A 21,069-nucleotide genomic window follows, 5' to 3' on the forward strand; every position below is an offset into this window, starting at 1 on the left:
GCGCTTTTGCGACCGCCTCTCGCCAACCCGATCCGATACGCTTTCATGGTCGGTGCGATTTCCGGAGAAGTCCGATGCTGCAGACGCTACTCCCCATTCTGATCTTTGCCGCGCTGGCGGTGGGTGCGGCGGGCGCGGTGCGCCGCATCCGGCTGTGGCGCCAGGGGCGGCGCACGCCGATGCGTTGGCATCGGCTCGTGCTGATGCCCAAGCGCTATCTCAACGACCTGCACCATGTGGTCGCCCGCGACAAGGCGATCGCGCACACCCACGTGGCCACTGCCGGGGGCTTCGTCGCCGCCATGGCGCTGGCGCTGGTGGTCCACGGCTTCGGCTGGCGCAACCCGATTCTCGGCGGGCTGCTGCTGGCGGCGAGCCTGTGCATGTTCATCGGCGCGCTGGCGGTCAACCGCCGGCGTATCGACCCGCCGGCCAAGCTCTCCAAGGGGCCGTGGCAGCGGCTGTCGAAGAGCCTGCTGGCCTACTCGGTGGGCATGTTCCTGGTCAGCCTGCCGCTGGTGGGCGTGGCGCCGACCGTGCTGGGTGGCGGCGTGCTGGCGCTGATCCTGCTGGTACTGGTCGCCTGGGGCCTGGCCGAGATGCTGATCGGCATGGGCTGGGGCGGGCCGATGAAGCACGCCTTCGCCGGTACCTTCCATCTGGCTTTCCATCGCCGCCCCGAGCGGTTCGACGATCAGCACCGTGACGTGGCGCACGATGTGCATCGTGGCAGCCGCTCCACCGCGCTCTTCCCGCTCGATCTCACGGCGAAGACGCTGGGCGTGGAGAAGCCCGCCGATTTCCAGTGGGAGCAACTGCTCGGGTTCGATGCCTGCGTTCAGTGCGGCCGTTGCCAGAACGTCTGCCCGGCCTATGCCGCCGGCCAACCGCTCAACCCCAAGAAGCTGATCCAGGACATGGTCGTGGGCATGGCTGGCGGCAGTGACGCCCGCTACGCCGGCTCCGGCTATCCCGGCATCGAGGTCGGCAAGCACCATGGTGGGCCCTCGGATGCGATCGTGCCACAGCTGGTCGAAGCGCAGACGCTGTGGGCGTGCACCACCTGCCGCGCCTGCGTCGAGGAGTGTCCGATGATGATCGAGCACGTCGATGCCATCGTCGACATGCGCCGCTTCATCACTCTGGAGCGGGGCGAGACCCCGGAGAAGGGCGCTGCGGCGATCGACAACCTGATCGCCACCGACAACCCCGGCGGGCTCGACAACGCCTCGCGCCTGGACTGGGCGGCGGACCTCGATATCCCGCGGATCCAGCAGCGCCCGGAAGGAGTCGAAGTGCTGCTGTGGCTGGGCGACGGCGCCTTCGACATGCGCAACCAGCGCACCCTGCGTGCCCTGGTCAAGATCCTGCACGCCGCCGAGGTCGACTTCGCCGTGCTGGGTGACGAAGAGCGTGACAGTGGCGATGTCGCCCGGCGCCTGGGCGACGAGGCCACCTTCCAGCGCCTCGCCGAGCGCAATATCGCCACGCTGTCGCGCTATCGCTTCCAGCGCATCGTCACCGCCGACCCGCACAGCTTCCACGTGCTGGGCCGCGAGTATGGCGCCTTCGGCGGCGACTACGTGGTCAAGCACCACTCGACCTTCATCGCCGAGCTGTTCGACGCCGGCCGGCTCAGCGTCAAGGCCGCCGAGCCGGGCGAGACGGTGACCTATCACGACCCCTGCTATCTGGGCCGCTACAACGGTGAGTTCGCCGCACCGCGCCAGGTGCTCGCCGCGCTCGGCGTCGAAGTCGCCGAGATGGAGCGTTCCGGCTACCGCTCGCGCTGCTGTGGCGGCGGCGGCGGTGCCGCGCTCTCCGACGTGCCGGGCAAGGCGCGTATCCCCGACATGCGCATGGAGGACGTACGCGAGACCGGGGCGACCACCGTGGCCGTGGCCTGCCCCCAGTGCACGGCGATGCTCGAGGGCGTGGTCGAGCCGCGGCCCCAGGTCAAGGATCTCGCCGAACTGGTCGCCGCCGCGCTGGTGGAGCCGGCGGCGGCACCCACCGCGCGTAACAGCAGCGAAGCCCCTGAGGAGGTTCCGGCATGAGTGTCAGACGACTCGACCCACACGCCGAACGCGCCCGGCGCAATCGGCTGCACCCGCGACATCTCGAATTCGCACGGCCAGCGTGGCGCTGGACCAGCGCCGACGGCGTGACCCGGATCAATCCTCACGCCCTGGGCGCGATCGGCCCCAACGGCATCAAACGCATCGACCGCAGCGGCGCCAGCGTCGAGGCGGCTGCGGCTGGGGGCCCCCAGGCCAGCGCCGAGCCGAGCCGGCGCCAGATCACTATCGACACGCCCACGGCGTATGTCGCGGTGGTGCCGGAGTTGCCGGAAGGGCGCCTGAGCGATCACGACCGCGACCTGCTCGGATTGGCGCGCCAGCTGGCCGAGGCCCGCGGCGGTGCCGAGGCGGGGGTGGCCGTGGTGGCGGTCGCCTTCCAGGCCGAGGTCGCCGGGCTCGAGGAAGCCGGCGCCGACCGCCGGGTCGATCTGTCTTCCCGGGTCGACGCCGACAGCTATGCGCCTGAAGCGCGTCTGGCGGCGCTCGCGGCGGTGGAAACCGCGCTCGCCCCGGCGCACTGGATCTTTGCCGACGACTTCCCCGGTGGCGGCGATCTCGGCCGGCGCCTGGCCGCGCGGCTGGCGCTCGCCTCGACCGCGAGCGGCGATGCCTCGGCTCGCGCAGCGACCCGGGTATGGCAGTTCGCTGATGGCCAGACGCTCTCCCGCGCCGGTGATCGCCAGGACATTCAGCGCGACGTGGCGCGGGTGCTGCTGGCACTGCCGGAGTGCGCCGAGCCGGTCAGCGACACCCGCCATGCGGCGACGCTGCTGGATCTCGACGCCTCGGTGGGTGATGCGTCAGCGGCGCCGGGTGTCATCGACCGCGGCCGGGTCGCGGTGGACCCGCAGCAGATTCCGCTGGCCCAGGCGCCCTTCATTCTCTCTGCCGGCCGTGGTGTCAGCGACTGGGACGGCTACCATCACGCCGCCAAGGTGCTGGGTGCCAGCGAGGGTGCCTCGCGGGTGGCCGTCGATGACGGCTACATGCCGCGTGCGCGCCAGGTCGGCGCCACCGGCACCTTCGTCAGCGCCAGCTGCTATGTCGCGGTGGGGATCTCCGGTGCGGTGCAGCACCTGCAGGGCATCACCAAGTGTCAGCGGGTGGTAGCGATCAACAGCGACCCGAGCTGCGACATGGTCAAGCGTGCCGACTTCGCAATCATCGGCGATGGCGACGCGGTGCTGGCGGCGGTCTGCGCCCAGCTGGGCCAACCCCAACCCGAGAGCGGCGACAGCCGGCATGAGGGGGTGCGCCATGACGCAGCCTGAGCGCAACTCGAGCAGTGCCGGTGAGGCCAGGGTTGTCGCGCTGGTCTCCAGCGGCCGGCACCCGGTTTCCGGGCGCGCCGGACGCGCGCGGGAGGATGCCCGTGCGGTGGAGATGGGGCTGGCGCTGGCGGGGGCATCCCTGCATCTGGCCCATGCCGGTGACGCCGAGGATGCGGCGCTGCCGGAGTACCTCGGCATGTTCCACGGACTCGATGGGGCCGGCGGGCCCGGCGAGCTGTCGCTGCTGCCGATGGCCGCCGGCGACGACGCCGTGCCGCTGCTGGCGAGCTGGCTCGAGGCCTATGGTGCCAATCTAGTGCTGACCGGGCAGCGCGCCGAGTGCGGCGAGGGCTCGGGCCTGTTGCCCTATCTGCTGGCCGAGCGGCTGGGCTGGGCGGTGGCCACTGGTGTCGCCGCGATCGAGCACTACGCGGGCGACCGGGTCACCGTGCTGCAGGCGCTGCCCCAGGGCCAGCGACGGCGGCTCGAAGTGCGCCTGCCGTGTTTGCTGTGCGTCGACGGCGTGGCACCCATGCCGCGCCAGAGCGCCTTCGGCCCCTCCCGGCGCGGGCGGGTGGAGGCGGTGGCGAATGTCACCGCCGAGCCCGACACGCTGCAGGCGGCGTGGCAGTGGCAGCCGGCGCGGGCCCGCCCCAAGCGTCTCAAGGTGGTCAAGTCGACCAACGCCCGCGACCGCTTCAAGGCGGCGGCGGCCAAGTCGGCCGCTTCCGGAGGGCAGGTGCTCACCGATCTCACGCCGGACGAGGCCGCACACAAGCTGATCGACTATCTGCGCGCCGAGAAGGTGCTGCCGGCGGTACAGCCGGGGGACGAGGGGCAGTCTTCCGCCTGAGTGCGGCCAGCCGCTGGCCTCGCCAGCGGCGTTTGCCTCAGTAGTCGAGCAGTTTCGGCATTCTTTCCGAGAGCGGCTGGCCGCCGAGCACGATACGGCTCGGCGCCACTGGTTGGAAGGCACCGTCGTGGAAGTAGGCGGCGTGGGTGCGGTCGAAGGTCACCAGCGGTTTCAGGTCGGTACGCTTCGACTCCGGCAGCATCATCAGCGTCAGATTGTCGAGGATCAGATGGCTGCCGTCGTCCTGGCGGTAGCGCAGTACCGCGTGATAGGTCGGCGTGAGGGTGTCGTCGGCGGCGAGGAAGTCCAGCCGCGCGGGCGGTGTCCCCGCCTGGATCAGGATCTGATACTTGGCGATGGCGAAGTCCTCGCAGTCGCCGTAGCCGTCGCTCACCAGACGGTCGAAGCCCTTCCAGGTATCCACTTTCTCGAACTGCTGCCGGGCGGCGTTGTTGACCACGCGGTTGACGTAGATCAGCCGTTTTTCACCGTGCAGTTGCCGGGCCTTGGCCACGAACGCGGCGCGCGTGAGGGTCACCGCCGAAGCGCTGGGGTCGTCCCAGTAGGTGAAGCTGCCGGCACTGGCCGCCGGGGCGATGGCGGCGCCCAGCAGCAGGGAGAGGGCGATCGCTCGCCGACAGGGATTGGGCTTGGCAGCGCGAGAGGGCATGCAGAGGTTTCCGTGGCGGACGTCGACTGTCCCGGGAGCGACAGTCAGACGATACGCGTATCGACCCGTCGTGGTCGAGTGCAGTAAATAGAGATCAGTGCCGTAAACCGCGACTCATGCGGCGTTGGCGCGCCGCGAGCGCTATGCCGAACACTGGCCGAGCCCGGGCCAAGATCGGCAGGGCATGAGTCCGATCAGATCCGAGGAGGTGTTGCATGATGATCGTCAATCTCGTCGACGGCGAGGATTTCCGCCAGCGGCTGGTCGCGCTGGGCGTCCATGTGCCCGAAGCCGCCTGTCCGGATACCTGCGCCCGGCTGGCCGCGGGCTGCTACCGCGCCGGACGCGTACCCGAACTGCCGGCGGCGATCCGCGAGCTGACCGAGCAGAGCGATATGCTCCTGCCGTCGGTGAAGACCGCCATCGATCAGCACCTGCTGCCCGCCTTCGACGGGCACTGAAGAGAAGCCCGCCTCCTTCTCCGCGGTGCCCATGCCCCAAGGTACCCGTGCCGGGCACCGCGGCCGCTCAAATCTTGCGCAAGCCCCACATAAAATACATCCCCCCGATCAGCGCCGCGATCAACCCCGCCGGTAGCTGGTAGGGGAAGAACAGATTGCGCCCCAGCCAGTCCGCCAGCACCATCACCACGATGCCCAGCAGTCCCGCCCCGAGCAGCTGATGGCGGGCCCGATGCAGGCCCATCAGCCGCGCCATGTGCGGTGCCAGCAGGCCGATGAACGAGAGCGGCCCCACCACCAGGGTGGCGGCGACGGTGAGCAGCGCCACCAGCGCCAGCAGCACCAGCCGGCTGCGATCGACATCCACGCCCAGCGCCCTGGCGGTGGGGGCGCCTAGCGGAAGTAGCGTCAGCCAGCGCCCCAGCGGCAGGGTGAGTGCGAACAGCACCAGTGCCACCACGGCGATCACCCCCGCCGAGGTGAGGCTGGCGTAGTAGGTCGAACCACCCAGCCACGCCAGCAGCTGCTGGGCCCGCGGGTCATTGCTCGACAGTACGATGGCGCGCAGGGCATCCAGCAGGGCGGTGATCGCGATCCCGGTCAGCAGCAGTCGCTCCGGCACGAAGCCGCTGCGGCGGTTGCACGCCACCAGCACCAGCAGCGCGGCCACCGCGCCGGCGAATCCGGTGACCCCGCCGCTCAGCGGCGCGATCCCCAGCGGCAGCAGCATCAGTGCGATGACCCCGATGGCCACCCCGGCGCTGATCCCCAACACCTCCGGGCTCGCCATGGGGTTGCCGGTCATGCGCTGCAGCAGGGTGCCGGCTGCGGCCAGCAGCAGCCCAGCGGCGGCGGCGGTGACGACCCGCGGCAGGCGCCAGTCGATCACCAGGTCGAGCTGGCCCCAGCCGGCCCAGGCCGGATGGGCACCGTGGGCATCGAGGCGGAAGCCGAAGCCCAGTGCCACCACCACAGCGAGGAGCGCCAGCGCGCCCAGCAGCCACAGCCGGCGGTGCGGGTCGGTGCGTCGCGGCAGGACCAGCCCGGCGCTCGGCTGGGGGCGCGTGCCGGCGAGCTTGAGGCGGGGCAGCAGCCATAGCAGCAGCGGCGCGCCGAGGGCTGCGGTCATCGCGCCCGTGGGCAGCATCGAGGCGGTCAACGGCGAGAGCTGCTGCACCACCAGGTCGGTCAGCAGCAGCAGCAGGGCGCCGATCGCCATTGACCAGCCCAGCCGCTGGCCCAGGGTCCGCGCGCCGGCCAGGCGCGCGATGGCCGGCGCGGCGAGCCCGACGAAGCCGATCAAGCCGACCGCACTGACCACGCAGGCGGTGATGAAGATACCCAGCCCGAGCCCGGCGATACGCAGGTTGCGCAGCGAGATCCCCAGGCTCTTGGCGCCTTCTTCTTCGAGATCGAGCAGCGCCAGCGGGCGCAGCAGAACACACGCCAGCCCCAGTGCGACGATCAGGCGCGCGAGCAGGAAGCGGGTGTCCTCCCAGTTGTTCTGGGACAGCGATCCCGAGCCCCAGATGAACAGCCCGGCCAGACTCTCCTGATGGAACAGCAGCAGTGCGCTGTTGAGAGCGCTGATGTAGAGACTCACCACCATGCCGGAGAGCACCACCACCATCGGCGCCAGCCGCCGACGCCAGGAGAGCGCCAGCACCACCAGGGTGGCCAGCACCCCGCCGCCCAGCGCGATCCACTCACGCCCCGCCAGCAGCCAGCTCGGCCCCCACAGGGTGGCGATCACCAGCGCCAGCTGGGCCCCGCTGGTCACCCCCAGGGTGGCCGGCGAGGCGAGCGGATTGCGCAGCACCTGCTGCATCAGACAGCCCGCCAGCGCCAGTCCGGCTCCGCCCAGGAGCGCCACGCACAGCCGCGGCAGGAAGGTGTAGTGGAGCACTACCTGGCGGATATTCCCGTCGTCGGGAGAGATCGCTGCCTGCCACCAGTGACCGGCGAGATCGCCGAACTGTGACGCCAGGGTGAGATAGCCGAGCACGGCGGCGATCACGCCCATGGCTGTGACCAGCCCCAGCGGGGATTGGCGCAGCAGCGAGCGGCGCAGGGCCGAGCCTGGCAGGGGATGTGTGTTCATGGTTGCTTCGCCGCCGCGGGCTGCAGCGCCGCCACCAGCTCACTCGCCAGGCGCGACAGCGAGGGCAGGCCGCCGAAGGTCCATACCGGCTCGATCTCGCTGACGCGGCCGGCACGCACCGCGGGCAACAGCTGCCACACACGGTTGTCGGCGAGTTCAGCGGCGACGTTGCGCGGATAGGGTTTGATCACCACGATGCGCGCCTCGGGGTGCTCGGCCAGACGGGTGATCGGCACGCTGGCGAAGCCCCAGCCGTTGGTCGGCCCCTGCCAGGCGTTGGTGAGCGGGGTGCGCTCGAACAGCGTGCCGACCATGTTGCCGGCGCCGAAGACGCGCACGTGCTGGGCATCGGCGAACTGCACCACGTAGACCGGCCGGGTGCTATCGGCGAGCGCCTTGGCGGCCGACGCGAGCTCGAGCTCGGTGCGTGCGATCAACGCCTCGGCCGCCGTCTCTCGCCCCACCAGTTCGCCGATACGACGGGTCATGGCGCAGGTGCCGGCGAAGTAGTCCTTGCCGGTATAGAAATTGTCCACGATCTCCACCGGCATCAGCCGTGCGAGGCGCTGGCCGTCGCGTACGAACAGGGCACTGGTCAGCAGCAGATCCGGCGGGCGCTGGGCCAGCAGTTCGAGATTGGGCTGGTTGCGCAGGCCCATGTCGATCGTCTCTGCCGGTATCGCCGGGGCGCTGACCCACTTGCGATAGTTGGCGATGTCAGCCACCGCGTAGGGGGTGACGCCGAGCGCGATCAGCGTTTCGGCGGAGGACCAGTTGGCGGCGGCGATGCGCGGCGTGGCGGCGGCCTGGGCGGCGGCCGTCAGCAGCAGCCACACGCCCACCAGCAGCGCGATTCGGGTGACGACGGCTGGGCGTGAAGGGCGAACTCGCGGCAACGTGATGATTCCTGACAGCGGGATTCGAGCGCGGGATGCCCGGCCTCGCGTAGCGGCATGGGCGTCTTGGGGGCCGTCTGCCGGGGCCGGCGACCGCGAGTGATGGTAGATCGAATGACAATCGTTATCAATCGTTACACAGGAGATTGTCATGAGTACGTCTAAGAAGCATTCGCATTTTCATCCATCGTAAAGCGGTCTAGAATGGCCGGACGTGGCGCGTACGTTCGATTCCGGCGCTCGACGAGCCACGCGCCGAATCATTGCGAACCATTCGTCACAACGATTCATCAGAACGATTCCTCAAAACGATTTCTCAGAACGATTTCTCAAAACAACGGATCTAGACCATGTCATCAGGGAACTCTCCTTCGGCGAGCCGGCTTCAGGCTCGTCATGTGCTGACGATCGTTGCCATGGGGAGTGCACCCCTGGTGACACCGGCCTGGGCGCAGAGCGCGGCGGATGCGTCGTCGCTGGATACCGTGACCGTCACTGGCACGGTGCCGACCTATGGCGATACGCCGCCGCCGGCTTTTGCCGGCGGCCAGATCGCTGCGGGAGGGCGTGTCGGCCTGCTGGGTGAAAAGGATGCGATGGACATTCCTTTCAGCGTCACCAGCTATACCAGCGAGCTGATCGAGAATCAGCAGTCGCAAACTCTGGGCGATACGCTGCAGAACGACGCCTCCGTGAGCGTGGGTCAGGGGTACGGCATCTACGGCGAAGCCTTCAAGATCCGCGGCTTCAATCTGACCGGCGACGACGTGGCCTACGGCGGGCTCTACGGCGTGCTCCCGCGTCAGCTCATCAACACCGATATCGCCGAGCGTATCGAAGTCTTCAAGGGCGCCAGCGCCTTCACCTCGGGTATTCCCATCGGGGGCAACGGTGGTATCGGCGGTACCGTCAATATCGAACCCAAGCACGCCGGTGACGAACCGATGCTCAAGCTTTCCAGCGGCTATCGTTCAGACAGCTACGGTGAGGTGGGGGTCGATGCGAGCCGGCGCTTCGGTGACCAGAAGCAGTGGGGCGCGCGGGTCAGTGCCACGCGTGGCCGCGGCGATACCGCCATCGATGACGAGAGCCAGCGCGATACCTCGGTCGTCGTCGGCCTCGACTATCGCGGTGAGCGGGGACGCGTGCTGTTCGATGTCGGCCACCAGAAGTCGACGCTGGAGGGCGCGCGCTCCAGCATCTATACCGGGGCGGCGACGGAAGTGCCTGCGGTGCCGGATGCCTCCTCGAACTACACGCCCGCCTTCGGTGGCTCCGCGCTCGAAACCAATTTCGGCATGGTGCGCGGGGAGTACGACCTGAACGACGACTGGACCGCCTTTGCCGCGGTCGGCGGGAACCGCACCATCGAGAATATCGTCTCGGCGAACCCGAGATTGACCGATGACAACGGCAACGCCAGCGTCAACGATTTCGAGACCGGCAACCACATCGATAACTTCGCCAGTCAGGCGGGTGTCCGCGGTTATGTCCTCACCGGCCCGGTGAGCCACGATGTGACTCTTGGCTACTCCAGTGCCTACCGCAAGTTCGATTCCGACTGGAGCTTCCTGGCGGCGGGTACGACCAATATCTACGACCCGCAGGATCTGTCGCGGCCGCAGGGAGATCCTTTTGTGGGTGGCAGTGTGACACGTACCCGCTCTCAAGGTGTCACCCTGAGCGATACGCTGGGTTTCCTGAATGATCGCGTCTTGCTGACCCTGGGGGCGCGTTATCAGGAGCTGGAAGTCGACGAGCGTCCCAACGCCGGTGGTAACAACCGTTATGCCGACCGCCGAGTCACGCCTGCAGTGGGTGTCGTGTTCAAGGCGACGTCCAACGTGTCGCTCTATGCCAACTATGTCGAGGCGCTACAGGATGGTGGCACCGTCAGCGATACCAGCGCCTCGAACTATGGCGAGTACCTGGGCATCGCCCACGCCAAGCAGTATGAAGTGGGCAGCAAGTTCGATTATGGCAACATCGGCGGCGGTATCAGCCTGTTTCAGATCGAGCTACCGACGGCCGCGGTGGTCGATGGTGTCGGCAGTCTGGATAACGAGCAGCGCAATCGTGGCCTTGAGCTCAGCCTTTACGGTGAACCCCTGGAGGGTCTGCGTCTGTTCAGCAGCGCGACCTGGATCGATGCCGAGCTGACCAAGACCCAGGACGGCACCGAAGGCAATCATGCGACCGGCGTGCCCGAGTACCGTGTCGTGCTGGGCAGCGAGTGGGATATCCCGCATGTCGACCGCCTTACCGCGACCGGTCGTGTCATTCATACCGGGACGCAGTACGCCGATGCCAGCAACGATCTCGAACTGGACCCGTGGACGCGACTGGACCTGGGTGTGCGCTACACCACGCCGATCGGTGGTGCCGACTGGGTATGGCGTGCCGGCATCGACAACGTCACCGACGAGGATTACTGGGCGGGTGCATCCACTGCCTTCGCCGGCTATCTGATTCAAGGCGAACCACGTACTTTCAAGCTGTCGGCAACCGTGGAGTTCTAGCCCGCGGATAGCGTTACCATCAATGAAAAGGCGCCTCCCTCGGGAGGCGCCTTTTGTATGGGCCTGGATTTATGACCCTGGCGTCAGTAAGTCGCGCTGAGCGCCATGGCGCTACTGCGAAGCCACCTGCAGCGGGGTCGAGGCTTGTACGCCGAGATTCTCGCGCATGGTTTCGCTGTACCAGTTGACGAAGTCGATGACGCCGAACTCATAGGTCTGCGAGTAGGGGCCGGGCTGATAGGCCAGCGAGTTGATACCGAGCTGGTTCTCTTCCGCCAGACGGCGATCCTGCTCGTTGGTGGCATCCCACACCTGGCGCAGGCGCGCCGGGTCGTAGTCGACACCTTCCACGGCATCCTTGTGCACCAGCCACTTGGTGGTGACCAGGGTCTCCTGAGGGCCCAGCGGCAGGACACGGAAGACCACCGCGTGGTCGCCCATGAAGTGGTTCCACGAATTGGGCAGATGCAGGATGCGCAGCGAGCCCATGTCGGCATTGGGGATGTTGCCCATCAGCTTGTTGCAGCCGGGCTTGCCATCCAGGGTCATCGAGACGATGCCGTCGAGCAGCGGCGTGCGCGTCAGGCGGTTGCGCTTGCCGAAGCGCGCCAGCTGCCAGGGCACCTCGCAGGCGGTCCAGTCGGCCTGCTTGCGCGCGACCAGATCGCGGTACTCGCCGGTGGAGCGCGGGTCGTCGGTGTCGTCGAACTCGATCAGCGAGTTGAGCAGCTCCGGGTGAGAACCGCTGCAGTGGTAGCACTCGCGATTGTTCTCGATCACCAGTTTCCAGTTGCAGCGCTCGACGATGTTGGACTCCACCGCGACCTTGACGTTGTCCATGTCATAGGGCGAGAGGTAGTGCTCGAGCGAGACCAGGAAGTCGTCGATCGGCTCGGGGTTCTCGCTCAGGTTGATGAACACGAAACCGCCGGCGCTCTTCACTGCCACCGGCTTGAGGCCGAAGGCGCTCATGTCGAAGTCGTCGCCCATATCGCTGCCGGCGAACAGAAGGCGGCCATCGAGTTCGTAGGTCCACTGGTGGTAGGGGCAGACCAGCTTGGCCACCTTGCCCTTGTCCTTGAGACACAGGCGCGAGCCGCGGTGACGGCAGACGTTGTGGAAGGCGTGAATCTTGTTCTCGGCGCCGCGCAGAATGATGATCGAGTTGCTGCCCACTTCGAGCTTGAAGTAGTTGCCCTTGGCGGGAATCTCGCAGCTCATGCCGGCGAACAGCCACTGCTTCTCGAAGATCTCTTCCATATCGACCTGGAACAGGCGCGGGTCGTTGTAGAAGGGTTGGGGCAACGAATAGGTCGGGTTACGCTGTTCCAGCATATCCGCCACGGCCTTGCGGGTCGCACTGAGAGCGTCATCCAGGCTGTCGCGTGGAAGTGGTGACATGGTCGCATCCTCATCAAACGATATATTGTGGGTCTTTCCCGAGCCCATCGGCGGGATCGACCTGAGTGTGGCGGCGCGTGGCTAGTCTGTAGCGATTCGATCCGTTCGGCGGAGTGTCGCTCAGGCGATAGCTTGGAAGTTGTCCAGCCGCGACATTCGTCGATACCAGGACGACCGGTGGCGTTTTCCCCGGGGCGCGATACAGCGGCCAAATCGACGAAAGAGTGACCGGGTTGGGGGTGGCTGGCATGCCCGTGTCGTTGACGGGAAAGTCGTACCCGGCCGGCGTGCCCAGAATCCCGCCATGAGGTAACCCACCGGAAGTGGGCGCTGTGGCCGCTTCCCCTGATCGAGTGCCATGACGATGCAATTTTTCAATCCGGTCACAACTCAGACTTGGACCAACGGCCGCCACCAGGTTCGCTGCGTCAAAGTCATCCAGGAAACGTGGAACGTCAAGACTTTCTGCTTCATGGCCGATCAGCCGGTAATGTTCTTCTTCAAGCCGGGGCAGTTCGTCACCCTGGAGCTTGAAATCGCGGGCAAGCAGGTCATGCGTTCCTACACCATTTCGAGCTCGCCCTCGATCCCCTACAGCTTCTCGATCACGGTCAAGCGCTTACCGGGCGGGCAGGTCTCCAACTGGCTGCATGACAACCTCAGCGCCGGTGACGAAATGGTCGTGCACGGCCCGGTGGGCGACTTCAACGTCATCGACCACCCGGCGGACAAGGTGCTGATGCTCTCCGGTGGGGTCGGCATCACCCCGCTGATGTCGATGACACGCTGGTTCTTCGATACCAATGCCGCGGTGGATCTGGAGTTCGTGCACTGCTCGCAGGCGCCCAACGACATCATCTATCACCGCGAGCTGGTGCACATGTTCTCGCGGCTGCCGGAGTTCCGCCTGCATATCGTGTGCGAGCGCAGCGACGAGCTGAGCCAGGCCTGGGCCGGTTTCCGCGGCTATCTGTCGCGGCAGATGCTGAGCCTGATGGCGCCGGACTATCTCGAACGCGAAATCTTCTGCTGCGGCCCGGCGCCGTTCATGCAGGCGGTGCGTCAGGTGCTGCTGGAAGATGGCTTCGACATGTCCCACTACCACCAGGAGTCGTTCGGGGCCACGCCGCTGGGTGTCCAGGAAGATGTCATCGAGCTGGCCGAGCAGGCCGAGGCAGAGGCCGAAGAGGTCGATGTCGCCGATCTGACGCCGGTGGAGTTCGCCAGCAGCGGCAAGAGCATCCGTATCGGCGAGAGCGAAACCATCCACGCCGCCGCCGCCAAGCTGGGGCTGCACATTCCCAAGGCGTGCGGTATGGGGATCTGCGGCACCTGTCGGGTGATGAAGCTCGAAGGGGAGGTGGAGATGGAGCACAACGGCGGGATCACCGAAGAGGACGAAGCCGAGGGTTACATCCTCTCCTGCTGCTCCAAGCCCAAGGGCAAGGTGGTCATCGATTACTGATCGCTGCCCCCGCCCCGGCCTGCAGGTCGGGGCGGATCGCTTCTTGCCAGGTGATCGCTGCCAGGTGATCGCTGCCAGGTGATCGCTGCCAGGTGATCGCTGCTCGCGCAGCACCCACCTCCGGTCTCGTCATGCCCGGGGGCCAGATCCTGACGGTTAGCCGTCACGCCAGGCCTAAGACCTTTAGACATCGCCACTGTCGTCGTTGCGTCACCCGGTGGCGCAACGAGACATCTCCCCCGGGGCCGGGACTCTTACGCTGACTGCGGCCTGTTGTTCCGGATCCGCCCCGCCAGACGGTCGGACGCGACGGCAGCCAGAGACCAGCCACAGGAGTTCACGTCATGTCTTCACCCGCCAATCGCGGCGTCGTCTATCGCGGCCCCGGTAAAGTCGCCGTCGAGAACATCGCGTTCCCGGAACTCGCACTGGGCAGCCGTCAGTGCCAGCACGGTGTCATCCTCAAGGTTCTGACCACCAATATCTGCGGCAGCGACCAGCACATGGTCCGCGGCCGTACCACCGCGCCGGAAGGCCTGGTACTGGGTCACGAGATCACCGGCGAGGTGATCGAGTGCGGACGTGACGTCGAGTTCATCAAGGTCGGCGATGTCGTTTCGGTGCCCTTCAACGTCGCCTGCGGCCGCTGCCGCAACTGCAAACGCGGCGACACCCATATCTGTCTCAACGTCAACGGCGACCGCGCCGGCGGCGCCTACGGCTATGTCGACATGGGCGGCTGGGTCGGCGGGCAGGCCGAGTACGTGATGGTGCCCTACGCCGACTTCCAGCTGCTGGTGTTCCCGGACAAGGAGCAGGCGCTGGAGAAGATCCTCGACCTGACCATGCTCTCCGACATCTTCCCCACCGGCTTCCACGGCTGTGTCACCGCTGGCGTCAAGCCCGGCTCGACCGTCTATATCGCCGGCGCGGGCCCGGTGGGCCTGGCGGCGGCGGTCTCGGCGCAGCTGCTGGGCGCGGCCTGCGTGATCGTCGGCGACATGAACGATCAGCGCCTCGAGCAGGCGCGCAGCTTCGGCTGTGAAGGGCTCGACCTCAAGCAGGACGCCAGCATGTCCGACCTGATCGAGTCGGTGCTAGGCGTGCCGGAGGTGGACTGCGCGGTCGATGCGGTGGGCTTCGAAGCCAACTGCCACGGCCACAACCACGCCCACGAGCAGCCGGCGACGGTGCTCAACGCGACCATGGAGATCACCCAGGCCGGCGGTGCCGTGGGTATTCCGGGGCTCTACGTGACCGAAGACCCGGGTGCTGAGAGCGAAGACGCCAAGCACGGCAACATCTCGATGAAGTTCGGGCTGGGCTGGGCCAAGGCGATGTCGTTCCACACCGGCCAGACCCCGGCAATGCGCTATCAGCGTCAGCTGATGCAGGCGATCCTTCACGAGCGCGTGCATATCGGCAAGGCGGTCAACGTCCAGACCATCTCGCTCGACGACGCGCCCAAGGGCTACGCCGCCTTCGATGGCGGGGCGGCCAAGAAGTTCGTGATCGACCCCCACGGGACCCTCGGCTGATCCCGAGGCCTGACCGACCCCGCCCGATACCAGGGCGAGTGTGACGTGCCGGAAGCGCCTGCGGGCGCTTCCGGCCGTTTTGCGTTCTGCATTTGGTTTTGGCCGCTTCGGGCGGCAGAATCGAGAGCGACCGCCATCCGTCGCAGAGAGCCGAGCATGACCGTACCCGACCCCGATCTTCCGCGCTGCGCCTGGGCGCAGACGCACCCGCTCAATGCCGCCTACCACGATGCCGAGTGGGGCGTCCCCGAGTACGACAGCCGGGCGCTGTGGGAGAAGCTGATTCTCGACGGCTTCCAGGCCGGGCTCTCCTGGCTCACCATCCTCAAGAAGCGCGACGCCTTCCGCGAGGCGTTCGAGGGCTTCGACCCCGAGCGTATCGCCGGCTACGACGAAACCGACGTCGAGCGCCTGCTCGGTAACGCTGGCATCGTGCGCTCGCGATCCAAGATCGAGGCGACCATCGGCAACGCCCGCGCCTATCTCGCCATGCGTGACAGCGGCGAGGATTTCGCCGACTTCCTGTGGGGTATGGTCGGCGGCCGTCCGATCCAGGACTCCATCGGCAGCGACGGTTCGGTGCCGACCCAGACGCCGCTCTCTGTCGATATCTCCAAGGCGCTCAAGAAGCGCGGCTTCAAGTTCGTCGGGCCGGTGATCGTCTATGCCTGGATGCAGGCCGTCGGCATGGTCAACGACCACGCCGAGGCTTGCCATCGCCGCAAGCCCGTGGCGGCCATGGGCTGAACGTCGGATGCCTGGCGTGGGCTGCGCGCGTCGCGCTCAGTCCAGGCGCCCATCGAACAGCTGGCGGAACGCGGCATAGCGTTTGTCGTGCAGGTCGCGTGCCGCCGCGTCGGGTTCGAGCAGGTCCTCGCCGGGTGCGAGTGAACGGGCCACGGCAAGCGGGTTCTCGTGTCGTCGGGCGGCCATGGCGATGATTGCGGCCCCCAGCAGCACGGGTTCTGGTGCTTCCGACAGTACCACCCGACAGCCCGTGCCATCGGCGTAGAGCTTGCGCAGCAGCGGGGAGCGGTTGTGGCCGCCGCTGAGGTGGAGCGTGTCGATGGCGTAGCCGTTGGCATTCATGCGCTCGATGATGGCGCGTGTACCGTAGACCAGCGCTGTCGCCGCGGCCCAGTAGACCTTGATGAAGGTTTCTCGCGGCGATTCCAGCGTAAGACCGTCGATGGCGCCACGAAGCTCGGGGTCGGCCAGCGGTGAACGATTGCCGATGAAGTCCGGGCGAACATGCAGCTCCGGTGCCGGATCGCCCTCTGCCAGGCGCGCCAGTAGCAGTGCCGAGAGGGCGCCGTGGGGATCGTCGCCGAAGTCGCCACCCGCGCTGAACAGGGCGACGATATGGTCAAGCAGGGCGCCGGTCAGGCTCTGGCCACCTTCGTTGGCGACGAATCCGTCGCACAGTGCTCCCGGATAGGGGCCCCATACGCCGGGGACTTCGCGACGTTCCGGCTGGGCACCGATATGACAGGTCGAGGTGCCAGCGATGACAGCCAACCGATGTGCCGAATGCGCGTCGAGGCTGCGCCCCAGCGTGCCCATGGCGCCGGCGTAGGCGTCGATCATGCCCACGGCAAACAGACAGTCGGTGGTGAGCCCGAGCTCCGCCGCGGCGGTCTCGCTCAGCGGCCCCAACGGCTCGCCCACGGCGGCGGCGCTGGCGGGTAGTGCGGCGCGCTCGAGCACGTCCGTCATGTCGACCTGGGCGAGGAAGTCGCGGTCCCAGCCGCGGTTCGGCCGTGGGTCGAAGGTCCACTTGCAGGCCAGGGTGCAGACCGAGCGGCGATCGATGCCGGTGCAGTGGTAGCCCAGCCAGTCGCCGAGGTCACCGGCGTAGCCGATGCTGTCGTACAACGCTGGTCGATTGCGCTTGAGCCACATCAGCTTGGGGATCTGCATCTCCGGCGACATCACGCCGCCGAGATTGGCCAGCGGGGCGGCACCGGTCGCGGTGCAGAGTTCGGCTTCCGCCGTGGCCCGGTGATCCATCCAGACGATGATGTTCCAGCCCTCGTCGCCGGTCGAAAGCGCCAGCGGCCGATGCTGGCGATCGAGCAGCACCAGCGAGCAGGTCGCGCTCACGGATAGGCTTTTGACCCGGGCCGGCTCGATACCCGCCGCGTCGACTGCGCGGCGGGTGGCGTCGCAGATGGCTCGCCAGATATCGCGGGTGCTCTGCTCGACGTGATGCTCTTGCGGGCGATGCATGGCGATCGGCGCCTTCGCCTCGCCCAGCAGCTCGCCGCGATCATCGAAGACCCCGGCGCGGGCGCTTCCGGTGCCGATGTCGACGCCCAGTGAATAGTGTGTCTCGGTCATGGTTGGCCTGTTCAAGAGCGTTTGAGAAAGGGCATGCGCAGTGTCATGACGACGATCAGGAATGCGCCCCACACGGCGGTGGCGAGGTGCTGGCTGGCGCCCATCAGGTTCATGCCCGAGGCGATCACCTGAAGGCTCATCAACCCGAGCACCAGTGGCAGCACACGCCCGAAACCGCCGAATGGATTGGCGCCGGCGAGGAAGCAGGCCAGAACCGTGATCAACAGATAGCTTTCGCCATGGCCCACACGTACCGAGTTGAAGCGTGCCAGCATCACCATCCCAGCGATCGCGGCCAGCAGCCCGGAGAGGGTGTAGAGCACGATCAGCACGCGGCGCACGTCGATTCCCGAGTATTCGGTGGCTCGCAGGTTGGAGCCGATCATGTGGATCGAGAATCCGGTACGGGTGAACTGCATGAAGTAGGCGAGCCCGCCGGCGGAGAGCAAAAAGATCAGCATCGGGACGGGGATGCCGATCAAACTGCCGCTGCCGAGCCACTGAAAGCCTGCCGGCATGCCGGAGATGCCGCCGCCGCGAGTCAGGAATTCGCCCAGCCCCTGGAGGAAGATCATCGCCCCCAGCGAGACCAGAATCGGGTGAGCGCCGACCCTTGCCACGATGACGCCGATCAGCAAGCCGGCTGCACTGCCGACGGCGAGCCCGGCGCCGATACCTGCGATGATGCCGATCACGCCAGCATCGCCGAGCGCGTTCTGCACCAGCCAGGCGGTGGTCAGCCCTGCGATGTTGGCGGTGAAGGTCACCGCCAGATTGAGACCGCCGGAGATGATCGGCACCAGCATGGCCAGCGAGAGCAGGCCGAGTTCCGGGAGCTGCACGGCCATCGAACGCACATTGACCGCGCTCAAGAACCCGGGAGCCATCAAGGCGAAGAACGCGAAGCTGACGACCAGTAGCAGCGCCATGATGCCGATTTCGAGCGACTCGGCGCCGGGGCGAAAGGTACGGCGGAGGGCGGATACGGCGCTCATTGGCGTGCCTCCTTGGGAATCGCGCGACGCGGCAGCAGTTTGTCGAGATTGCTGCAGGTGATCGCGACGAGAATGATGAAACCGACGATCATGCGGAAGGCGTAGGGAGTCACGCCGAGCAGGTTGAGCCCGTTCTGCACCACGGCCAGCAGCAGCACGCCGAGCAGCGCCCCGGTCACCGAGCCGCGGCCGCCGCCGAGCGTCGCGCCACCGAGGACGACGGCTGCGAGAATCGGTAGCTCCTGGCCGATCAGCGCGTTGGGAACCACCTCCTGTACGATGTGGGCCTGCATCAGGCCGGCGACACCGGCGCACAGACCCAGCCAGCCGTAGGCGAAGGCGTGGATCACGCCGACTCGCACGCCCGAGCGTCGGGCCGCTTCCGGGCTCGAGCCGAAGCCGTAGAGGGTACGTCCGAAACCGGTCCGGGTAAGAATGAATCCGGTGGCCAGACTCATCACGGCCATCACCGCGACGGGGAGATAGAGCGTCGCGCTGCCGCGTGCGGCGGGCAGATCGATCAGCGGAATCGAGTAGTAGAGCCAGTCAGGGATGTCGTAGATCGAGACGCCCCCGGTGAAGACCATCAGCAGCCCGAAATAGAGGTTGAAGGTGCCGATGGTGACGATGATCGAGACGATGCGGAAACGGTGGATCAGAAAGGCATTCACCAGCCCGAGCAGGCTCCCCACGGCCATCGACAGGAGGATGCCGAGCAACCAGTTGCCGCCGCCCAGGTGATCGATCAGCAGGGTCATGACCACGTACTGCACCACTGACGCCGCCACCGCGAACGAGATATCGATGCCGCCGGCGATCAGCACCACCACCAGCCCCACGGCGAAGATCATGTTCACGGATTGGTTGTTGAGCAGGTCGAACAGATTCTGCGTGGTCAGAAAGGTATCCGTGGTCAGCCCGAGAACGATGCACAGCACGGCGATGATCGCGGCCAGCACACCCTCGGTGCCGAGGTGCAGTCTAGGCATTGATGATCTCCTCGAGCGATGCCTCGGTAGTAGTGGTCGGCGTGAGCTCACGGCTGATCCGGCCCGCCTTGAGGACCACGACGCGGTCTGAATTCATCCAGATTTCGCTGGCTTCGTCCGAGATGAGAATGATCGACATGCCCTGGTCGGCGAGGGTTCGAATGATGTCGAAGATGCCGGCCTTGGCGCCGACGTCGACGCCCACCGTGGGGCAGTCGAGAATCAGTACGTCGGGCTTGGTCGCCAGCCACTTGGCCAGCACGATCCGCTGCTGGTTGCCACCGGAGAGAGAGGAGACCGCGAGTTCGGCGTCGTTGACCTTGGTGCCGAGACGCTGGATCCACTCGGCGGTCAGCGCGCGAAGGCGTCGGGGTGATAGGAAGCCTCGCGGTTTCTCCAGTTCGTTCAGGACCGTCACGGCGGTGTTCATGATGATCGACTGATTCTGAACCAGACCCAGGTTCAGGCGGTCCTCGGAGACGTAGGCGATGCCGTGGCGGATCGCGTCCCGGTTGGAGCGCAGTGTCAGCGGCTTGCCGTTCTTGAGCAGCTGTCCGCCGGTGGGGCGCGTCATGCCGAACAGCACATGGGCGAGCTCGGTGCGTCCCGCGCCCAGCAGTCCGGTGAGCCCCAGTATCTCGCCGCGGTGCAGCGTCAGCGAGACGTTCTCGAACTCACCCGCACGGCTCAGATTACGCAGCTCGAGCACCGGCTCACCGGCACCGTCGGGCTCACGCGGCGTGAGTGCCAGCTCGTGGCCTGTCATCAACTGCGACAGCCGAGTCTGGGTCATGCCCTCGGTCGAGTAGGTACCGACCAGGGCGCCGTTGCGCAGCACGGTCACCCGCTGGCAGACCGCCAGCACCTCCGATAGCCGATGGCTGACGAAGACGATGGAGATGCCCTGCGCCGAGAGCGAGCGGGTGATCTCCAGCAGGGTCTGCACTTCGTTGCGCGTGAGCGAGGCCGTGGGCTCGTCCATAAACACGATGCGTGCGCCGGCGCGCAGCACCCGGCAGATCGCCACCAGTTGGCGCCTTGCGATGGAGAGATCCTCGACCCGAGTGTCGGGGTCGAGGGGCACCCCGAGGCGTTCGATCACCTCACGCGCCTCGCGGCGGGCGGCACGCTGGGAGAGCGGGCGCCAGGGGCTGGCCACGTAGTCGTCGAAGACGATGTTCTCGGCAACGCTCAGGTGCGGGAACAGGGCCAGGTCCTGCCAGATGACATGGATCCCGAGCGCACGGGCGTCGTGGGGGGTGATGCGGCTCACGCTGTCGGCGTTGCCGAACGAGAAGGTCGCGCCCGCTTCCGGCGTATAGACCCCGTTGAGTATCTTGATCAGCGTGCTCTTGCCGCAGCCGTTCTCGCCGGCGAGGCAGAGCACCTCGCCGCGGCGCAGCTCGAAGGAGACGTCATCGAGCACCCGGCTCTGGCCGAATACCTTGCTGACACCCTCGGCCCGCAGTGCGATGTCATCCATCGCTCT

Annotated in this window: 16 protein-coding genes; 8 read left to right on the top strand and 8 right to left on the bottom strand. The window is 66.8% G+C overall.

Annotation, left to right across the window (positions count from 1 at the left end):
• The first annotated feature begins 74 nt into the window (after window positions 1-74).
• From QO259_RS04750 to QO259_RS04760, 3 genes are read left to right on the top strand one after another with little or no spacing between them, the layout of a single operon-like run.
• Window positions 75-2,057: a (Fe-S)-binding protein gene (locus QO259_RS04750; protein WP_285952006.1), complete on the top strand. Its 1,983-nt coding sequence runs from the start codon at window positions 75-77 to the stop codon at window positions 2,055-2,057.
• On the top strand, window positions 2,054-3,352 hold the full coding sequence (locus QO259_RS04755) for an electron transfer flavoprotein subunit alpha/FixB family protein (protein ID WP_285952007.1): 1,299 nt from the start codon (window positions 2,054-2,056) through the stop codon (window positions 3,350-3,352). Before QO259_RS04750 ends, QO259_RS04755 begins: the two co-directional genes overlap by 4 nt.
• A complete protein-coding gene (locus QO259_RS04760) occupies window positions 3,339-4,205 on the top strand; it encodes an adenine nucleotide alpha hydrolase family protein (RefSeq protein WP_285952008.1) in 867 nt (288 codons plus the stop codon). The genes QO259_RS04755 and QO259_RS04760 overlap by 14 nt, the downstream gene beginning before the upstream one ends.
• A 37-nt stretch (window positions 4,206-4,242) precedes the next feature.
• Here the strand turns inward: QO259_RS04760 and QO259_RS04765 are convergent, their stop codons facing one another.
• Complete coding sequence (locus tag QO259_RS04765) at window positions 4,243-4,875, bottom strand: transglutaminase-like cysteine peptidase (protein ID WP_285952009.1); 633 nt, start codon at window positions 4,873-4,875, stop codon at window positions 4,243-4,245.
• Window positions 4,876-5,090: 215 nt separating this feature from the next.
• Between QO259_RS04765 and QO259_RS04770 the strand changes: the two genes are divergently transcribed.
• Window positions 5,091-5,336 carry a hypothetical protein gene (locus QO259_RS04770; protein WP_285952010.1) on the top strand — a complete coding sequence of 82 codons (246 nt, stop codon included), beginning with the start codon at window positions 5,091-5,093 and terminating at the stop codon, window positions 5,334-5,336.
• Window positions 5,337-5,403: 67 nt separating this feature from the next.
• On the opposite strand, the gene fhuB is transcribed toward QO259_RS04770, so the two are convergent.
• Together fhuB and QO259_RS04780 are read right to left on the bottom strand one after the other, a co-directional pair.
• On the bottom strand, window positions 5,404-7,437 hold the full coding sequence (fhuB, locus tag QO259_RS04775; RefSeq protein WP_285952011.1) for a Fe(3+)-hydroxamate ABC transporter permease FhuB: 2,034 nt from the start codon (window positions 7,435-7,437) through the stop codon (window positions 5,404-5,406).
• Window positions 7,434-8,333, bottom strand: a complete 900-nt coding sequence (locus QO259_RS04780; protein WP_207034960.1) for an ABC transporter substrate-binding protein — start codon at window positions 8,331-8,333, stop codon at window positions 7,434-7,436. The genes fhuB and QO259_RS04780 overlap by 4 nt, the downstream gene beginning before the upstream one ends.
• 416 nt (window positions 8,334-8,749) lie before the next feature.
• Between QO259_RS04780 and QO259_RS04785 the strand changes: the two genes are divergently transcribed.
• Window positions 8,750-10,852, top strand: coding sequence for a TonB-dependent receptor (locus QO259_RS04785; RefSeq protein WP_207034958.1), 2,103 nt, complete (start codon window positions 8,750-8,752; stop codon window positions 10,850-10,852).
• A gap of 111 nt (window positions 10,853-10,963) precedes the next feature.
• Here QO259_RS04785 and gbca read toward each other — a convergent pair whose 3' ends face one another.
• The gene (gene gbca, locus QO259_RS04790) at window positions 10,964-12,253 is read right to left on the bottom strand and encodes a glycine betaine monooxygenase oxygenase subunit (protein ID WP_207034956.1); all 1,290 of its coding nucleotides are present in this window, start codon (window positions 12,251-12,253) and stop codon (window positions 10,964-10,966) included.
• 358 nt (window positions 12,254-12,611) lie between these two features.
• On the opposite strand from gbca, the gene gbcB reads away from it, so the two are divergent.
• From gbcB to QO259_RS04805, 3 genes are all read left to right on the top strand, one after another.
• Window positions 12,612-13,718, top strand: coding sequence for a glycine betaine monooxygenase reductase subunit (gene gbcB / locus QO259_RS04795; protein ID WP_285952012.1), 1,107 nt, complete (start codon window positions 12,612-12,614; stop codon window positions 13,716-13,718).
• A 344-nt stretch (window positions 13,719-14,062) separates the two neighbouring features.
• Window positions 14,063-15,256 (top strand): formaldehyde dehydrogenase, glutathione-independent, encoded by a 1,194-nt coding sequence (gene fdhA / locus QO259_RS04800; RefSeq protein ID WP_207034952.1) that lies wholly within the window; start codon window positions 14,063-14,065, stop codon window positions 15,254-15,256.
• 156 nt (window positions 15,257-15,412) lie between these two features.
• Window positions 15,413-16,003: a DNA-3-methyladenine glycosylase I gene (locus QO259_RS04805; protein WP_207034950.1), complete on the top strand. Its 591-nt coding sequence runs from the start codon at window positions 15,413-15,415 to the stop codon at window positions 16,001-16,003.
• Window positions 16,004-16,039: 36 nt separating this feature from the next.
• Here the strand turns inward: QO259_RS04805 and QO259_RS04810 are convergent, their stop codons facing one another.
• The 4 genes from QO259_RS04810 to QO259_RS04825 are packed head-to-tail and all read right to left on the bottom strand — an operon-like array spanning window position 16,040 to window position 21,063.
• Entirely contained in the window at window positions 16,040-17,596 is a 1,557-nt protein-coding gene (locus QO259_RS04810; protein WP_285952013.1) for an FGGY family pentulose kinase, read from the bottom strand.
• Between the two features lie 11 nt (window positions 17,597-17,607).
• The gene (locus QO259_RS04815) at window positions 17,608-18,591 is read right to left on the bottom strand and encodes an ABC transporter permease (RefSeq protein ID WP_035471896.1); all 984 of its coding nucleotides are present in this window, start codon (window positions 18,589-18,591) and stop codon (window positions 17,608-17,610) included.
• The gene (locus QO259_RS04820) at window positions 18,588-19,580 is read right to left on the bottom strand and encodes an ABC transporter permease (RefSeq protein ID WP_285952014.1); all 993 of its coding nucleotides are present in this window, start codon (window positions 19,578-19,580) and stop codon (window positions 18,588-18,590) included. The genes QO259_RS04815 and QO259_RS04820 overlap by 4 nt, the downstream gene beginning before the upstream one ends.
• Window positions 19,573-21,063 (bottom strand): sugar ABC transporter ATP-binding protein, encoded by a 1,491-nt coding sequence (locus QO259_RS04825; RefSeq protein ID WP_285952015.1) that lies wholly within the window; start codon window positions 21,061-21,063, stop codon window positions 19,573-19,575. Before QO259_RS04825 ends, QO259_RS04820 begins: the two co-directional genes overlap by 8 nt.
• Window positions 21,064-21,069: the final 6 nt, after the last annotated feature.

This window comes from Salinicola sp. JS01 (assembly GCF_030284585.1).
In the GTDB taxonomy this organism is placed as follows: Bacteria; Pseudomonadota; Gammaproteobacteria; order Pseudomonadales; family Halomonadaceae; genus Salinicola.

Bases quoted from the DNA above. Each gene is read 5' to 3' on its own strand.
- QO259_RS04750 (WP_285952006.1), top strand. From the start codon at position 75: ATGCTGCAGACGCTACTCCCCATTCTGATCTTTGCCGCGCTGGCGGTG.
- QO259_RS04755 (WP_285952007.1), top strand. From the start codon at position 2,054: ATGAGTGTCAGACGACTCGACCCACACGCCGAACGCGCCCGGCGCAAT.
- QO259_RS04760 (WP_285952008.1), top strand. From the start codon at position 3,339: ATGACGCAGCCTGAGCGCAACTCGAGCAGTGCCGGTGAGGCCAGGGTT.
- QO259_RS04765 (WP_285952009.1), bottom strand. From the start codon at position 4,875: ATGCCCTCTCGCGCTGCCAAGCCCAATCCCTGTCGGCGAGCGATCGCC.
- QO259_RS04770 (WP_285952010.1), top strand. From the start codon at position 5,091: ATGATGATCGTCAATCTCGTCGACGGCGAGGATTTCCGCCAGCGGCTG.
- fhuB (WP_285952011.1), bottom strand. From the start codon at position 7,437: ATGAACACACATCCCCTGCCAGGCTCGGCCCTGCGCCGCTCGCTGCTG.
- QO259_RS04785 (WP_207034958.1), top strand. From the start codon at position 8,750: ATGGGGAGTGCACCCCTGGTGACACCGGCCTGGGCGCAGAGCGCGGCG.
- gbca (WP_207034956.1), bottom strand. From the start codon at position 12,253: ATGTCACCACTTCCACGCGACAGCCTGGATGACGCTCTCAGTGCGACC.
- gbcB (WP_285952012.1), top strand. From the start codon at position 12,612: ATGACGATGCAATTTTTCAATCCGGTCACAACTCAGACTTGGACCAAC.
- fdhA (WP_207034952.1), top strand. From the start codon at position 14,063: ATGTCTTCACCCGCCAATCGCGGCGTCGTCTATCGCGGCCCCGGTAAA.
- QO259_RS04805 (WP_207034950.1), top strand. From the start codon at position 15,413: ATGACCGTACCCGACCCCGATCTTCCGCGCTGCGCCTGGGCGCAGACG.
- QO259_RS04810 (WP_285952013.1), bottom strand. From the start codon at position 17,596: ATGACCGAGACACACTATTCACTGGGCGTCGACATCGGCACCGGAAGC.
- QO259_RS04815 (WP_035471896.1), bottom strand. From the start codon at position 18,591: ATGAGCGCCGTATCCGCCCTCCGCCGTACCTTTCGCCCCGGCGCCGAG.
- QO259_RS04820 (WP_285952014.1), bottom strand. From the start codon at position 19,580: ATGCCTAGACTGCACCTCGGCACCGAGGGTGTGCTGGCCGCGATCATC.
- QO259_RS04825 (WP_285952015.1), bottom strand. From the start codon at position 21,063: ATGGATGACATCGCACTGCGGGCCGAGGGTGTCAGCAAGGTATTCGGC.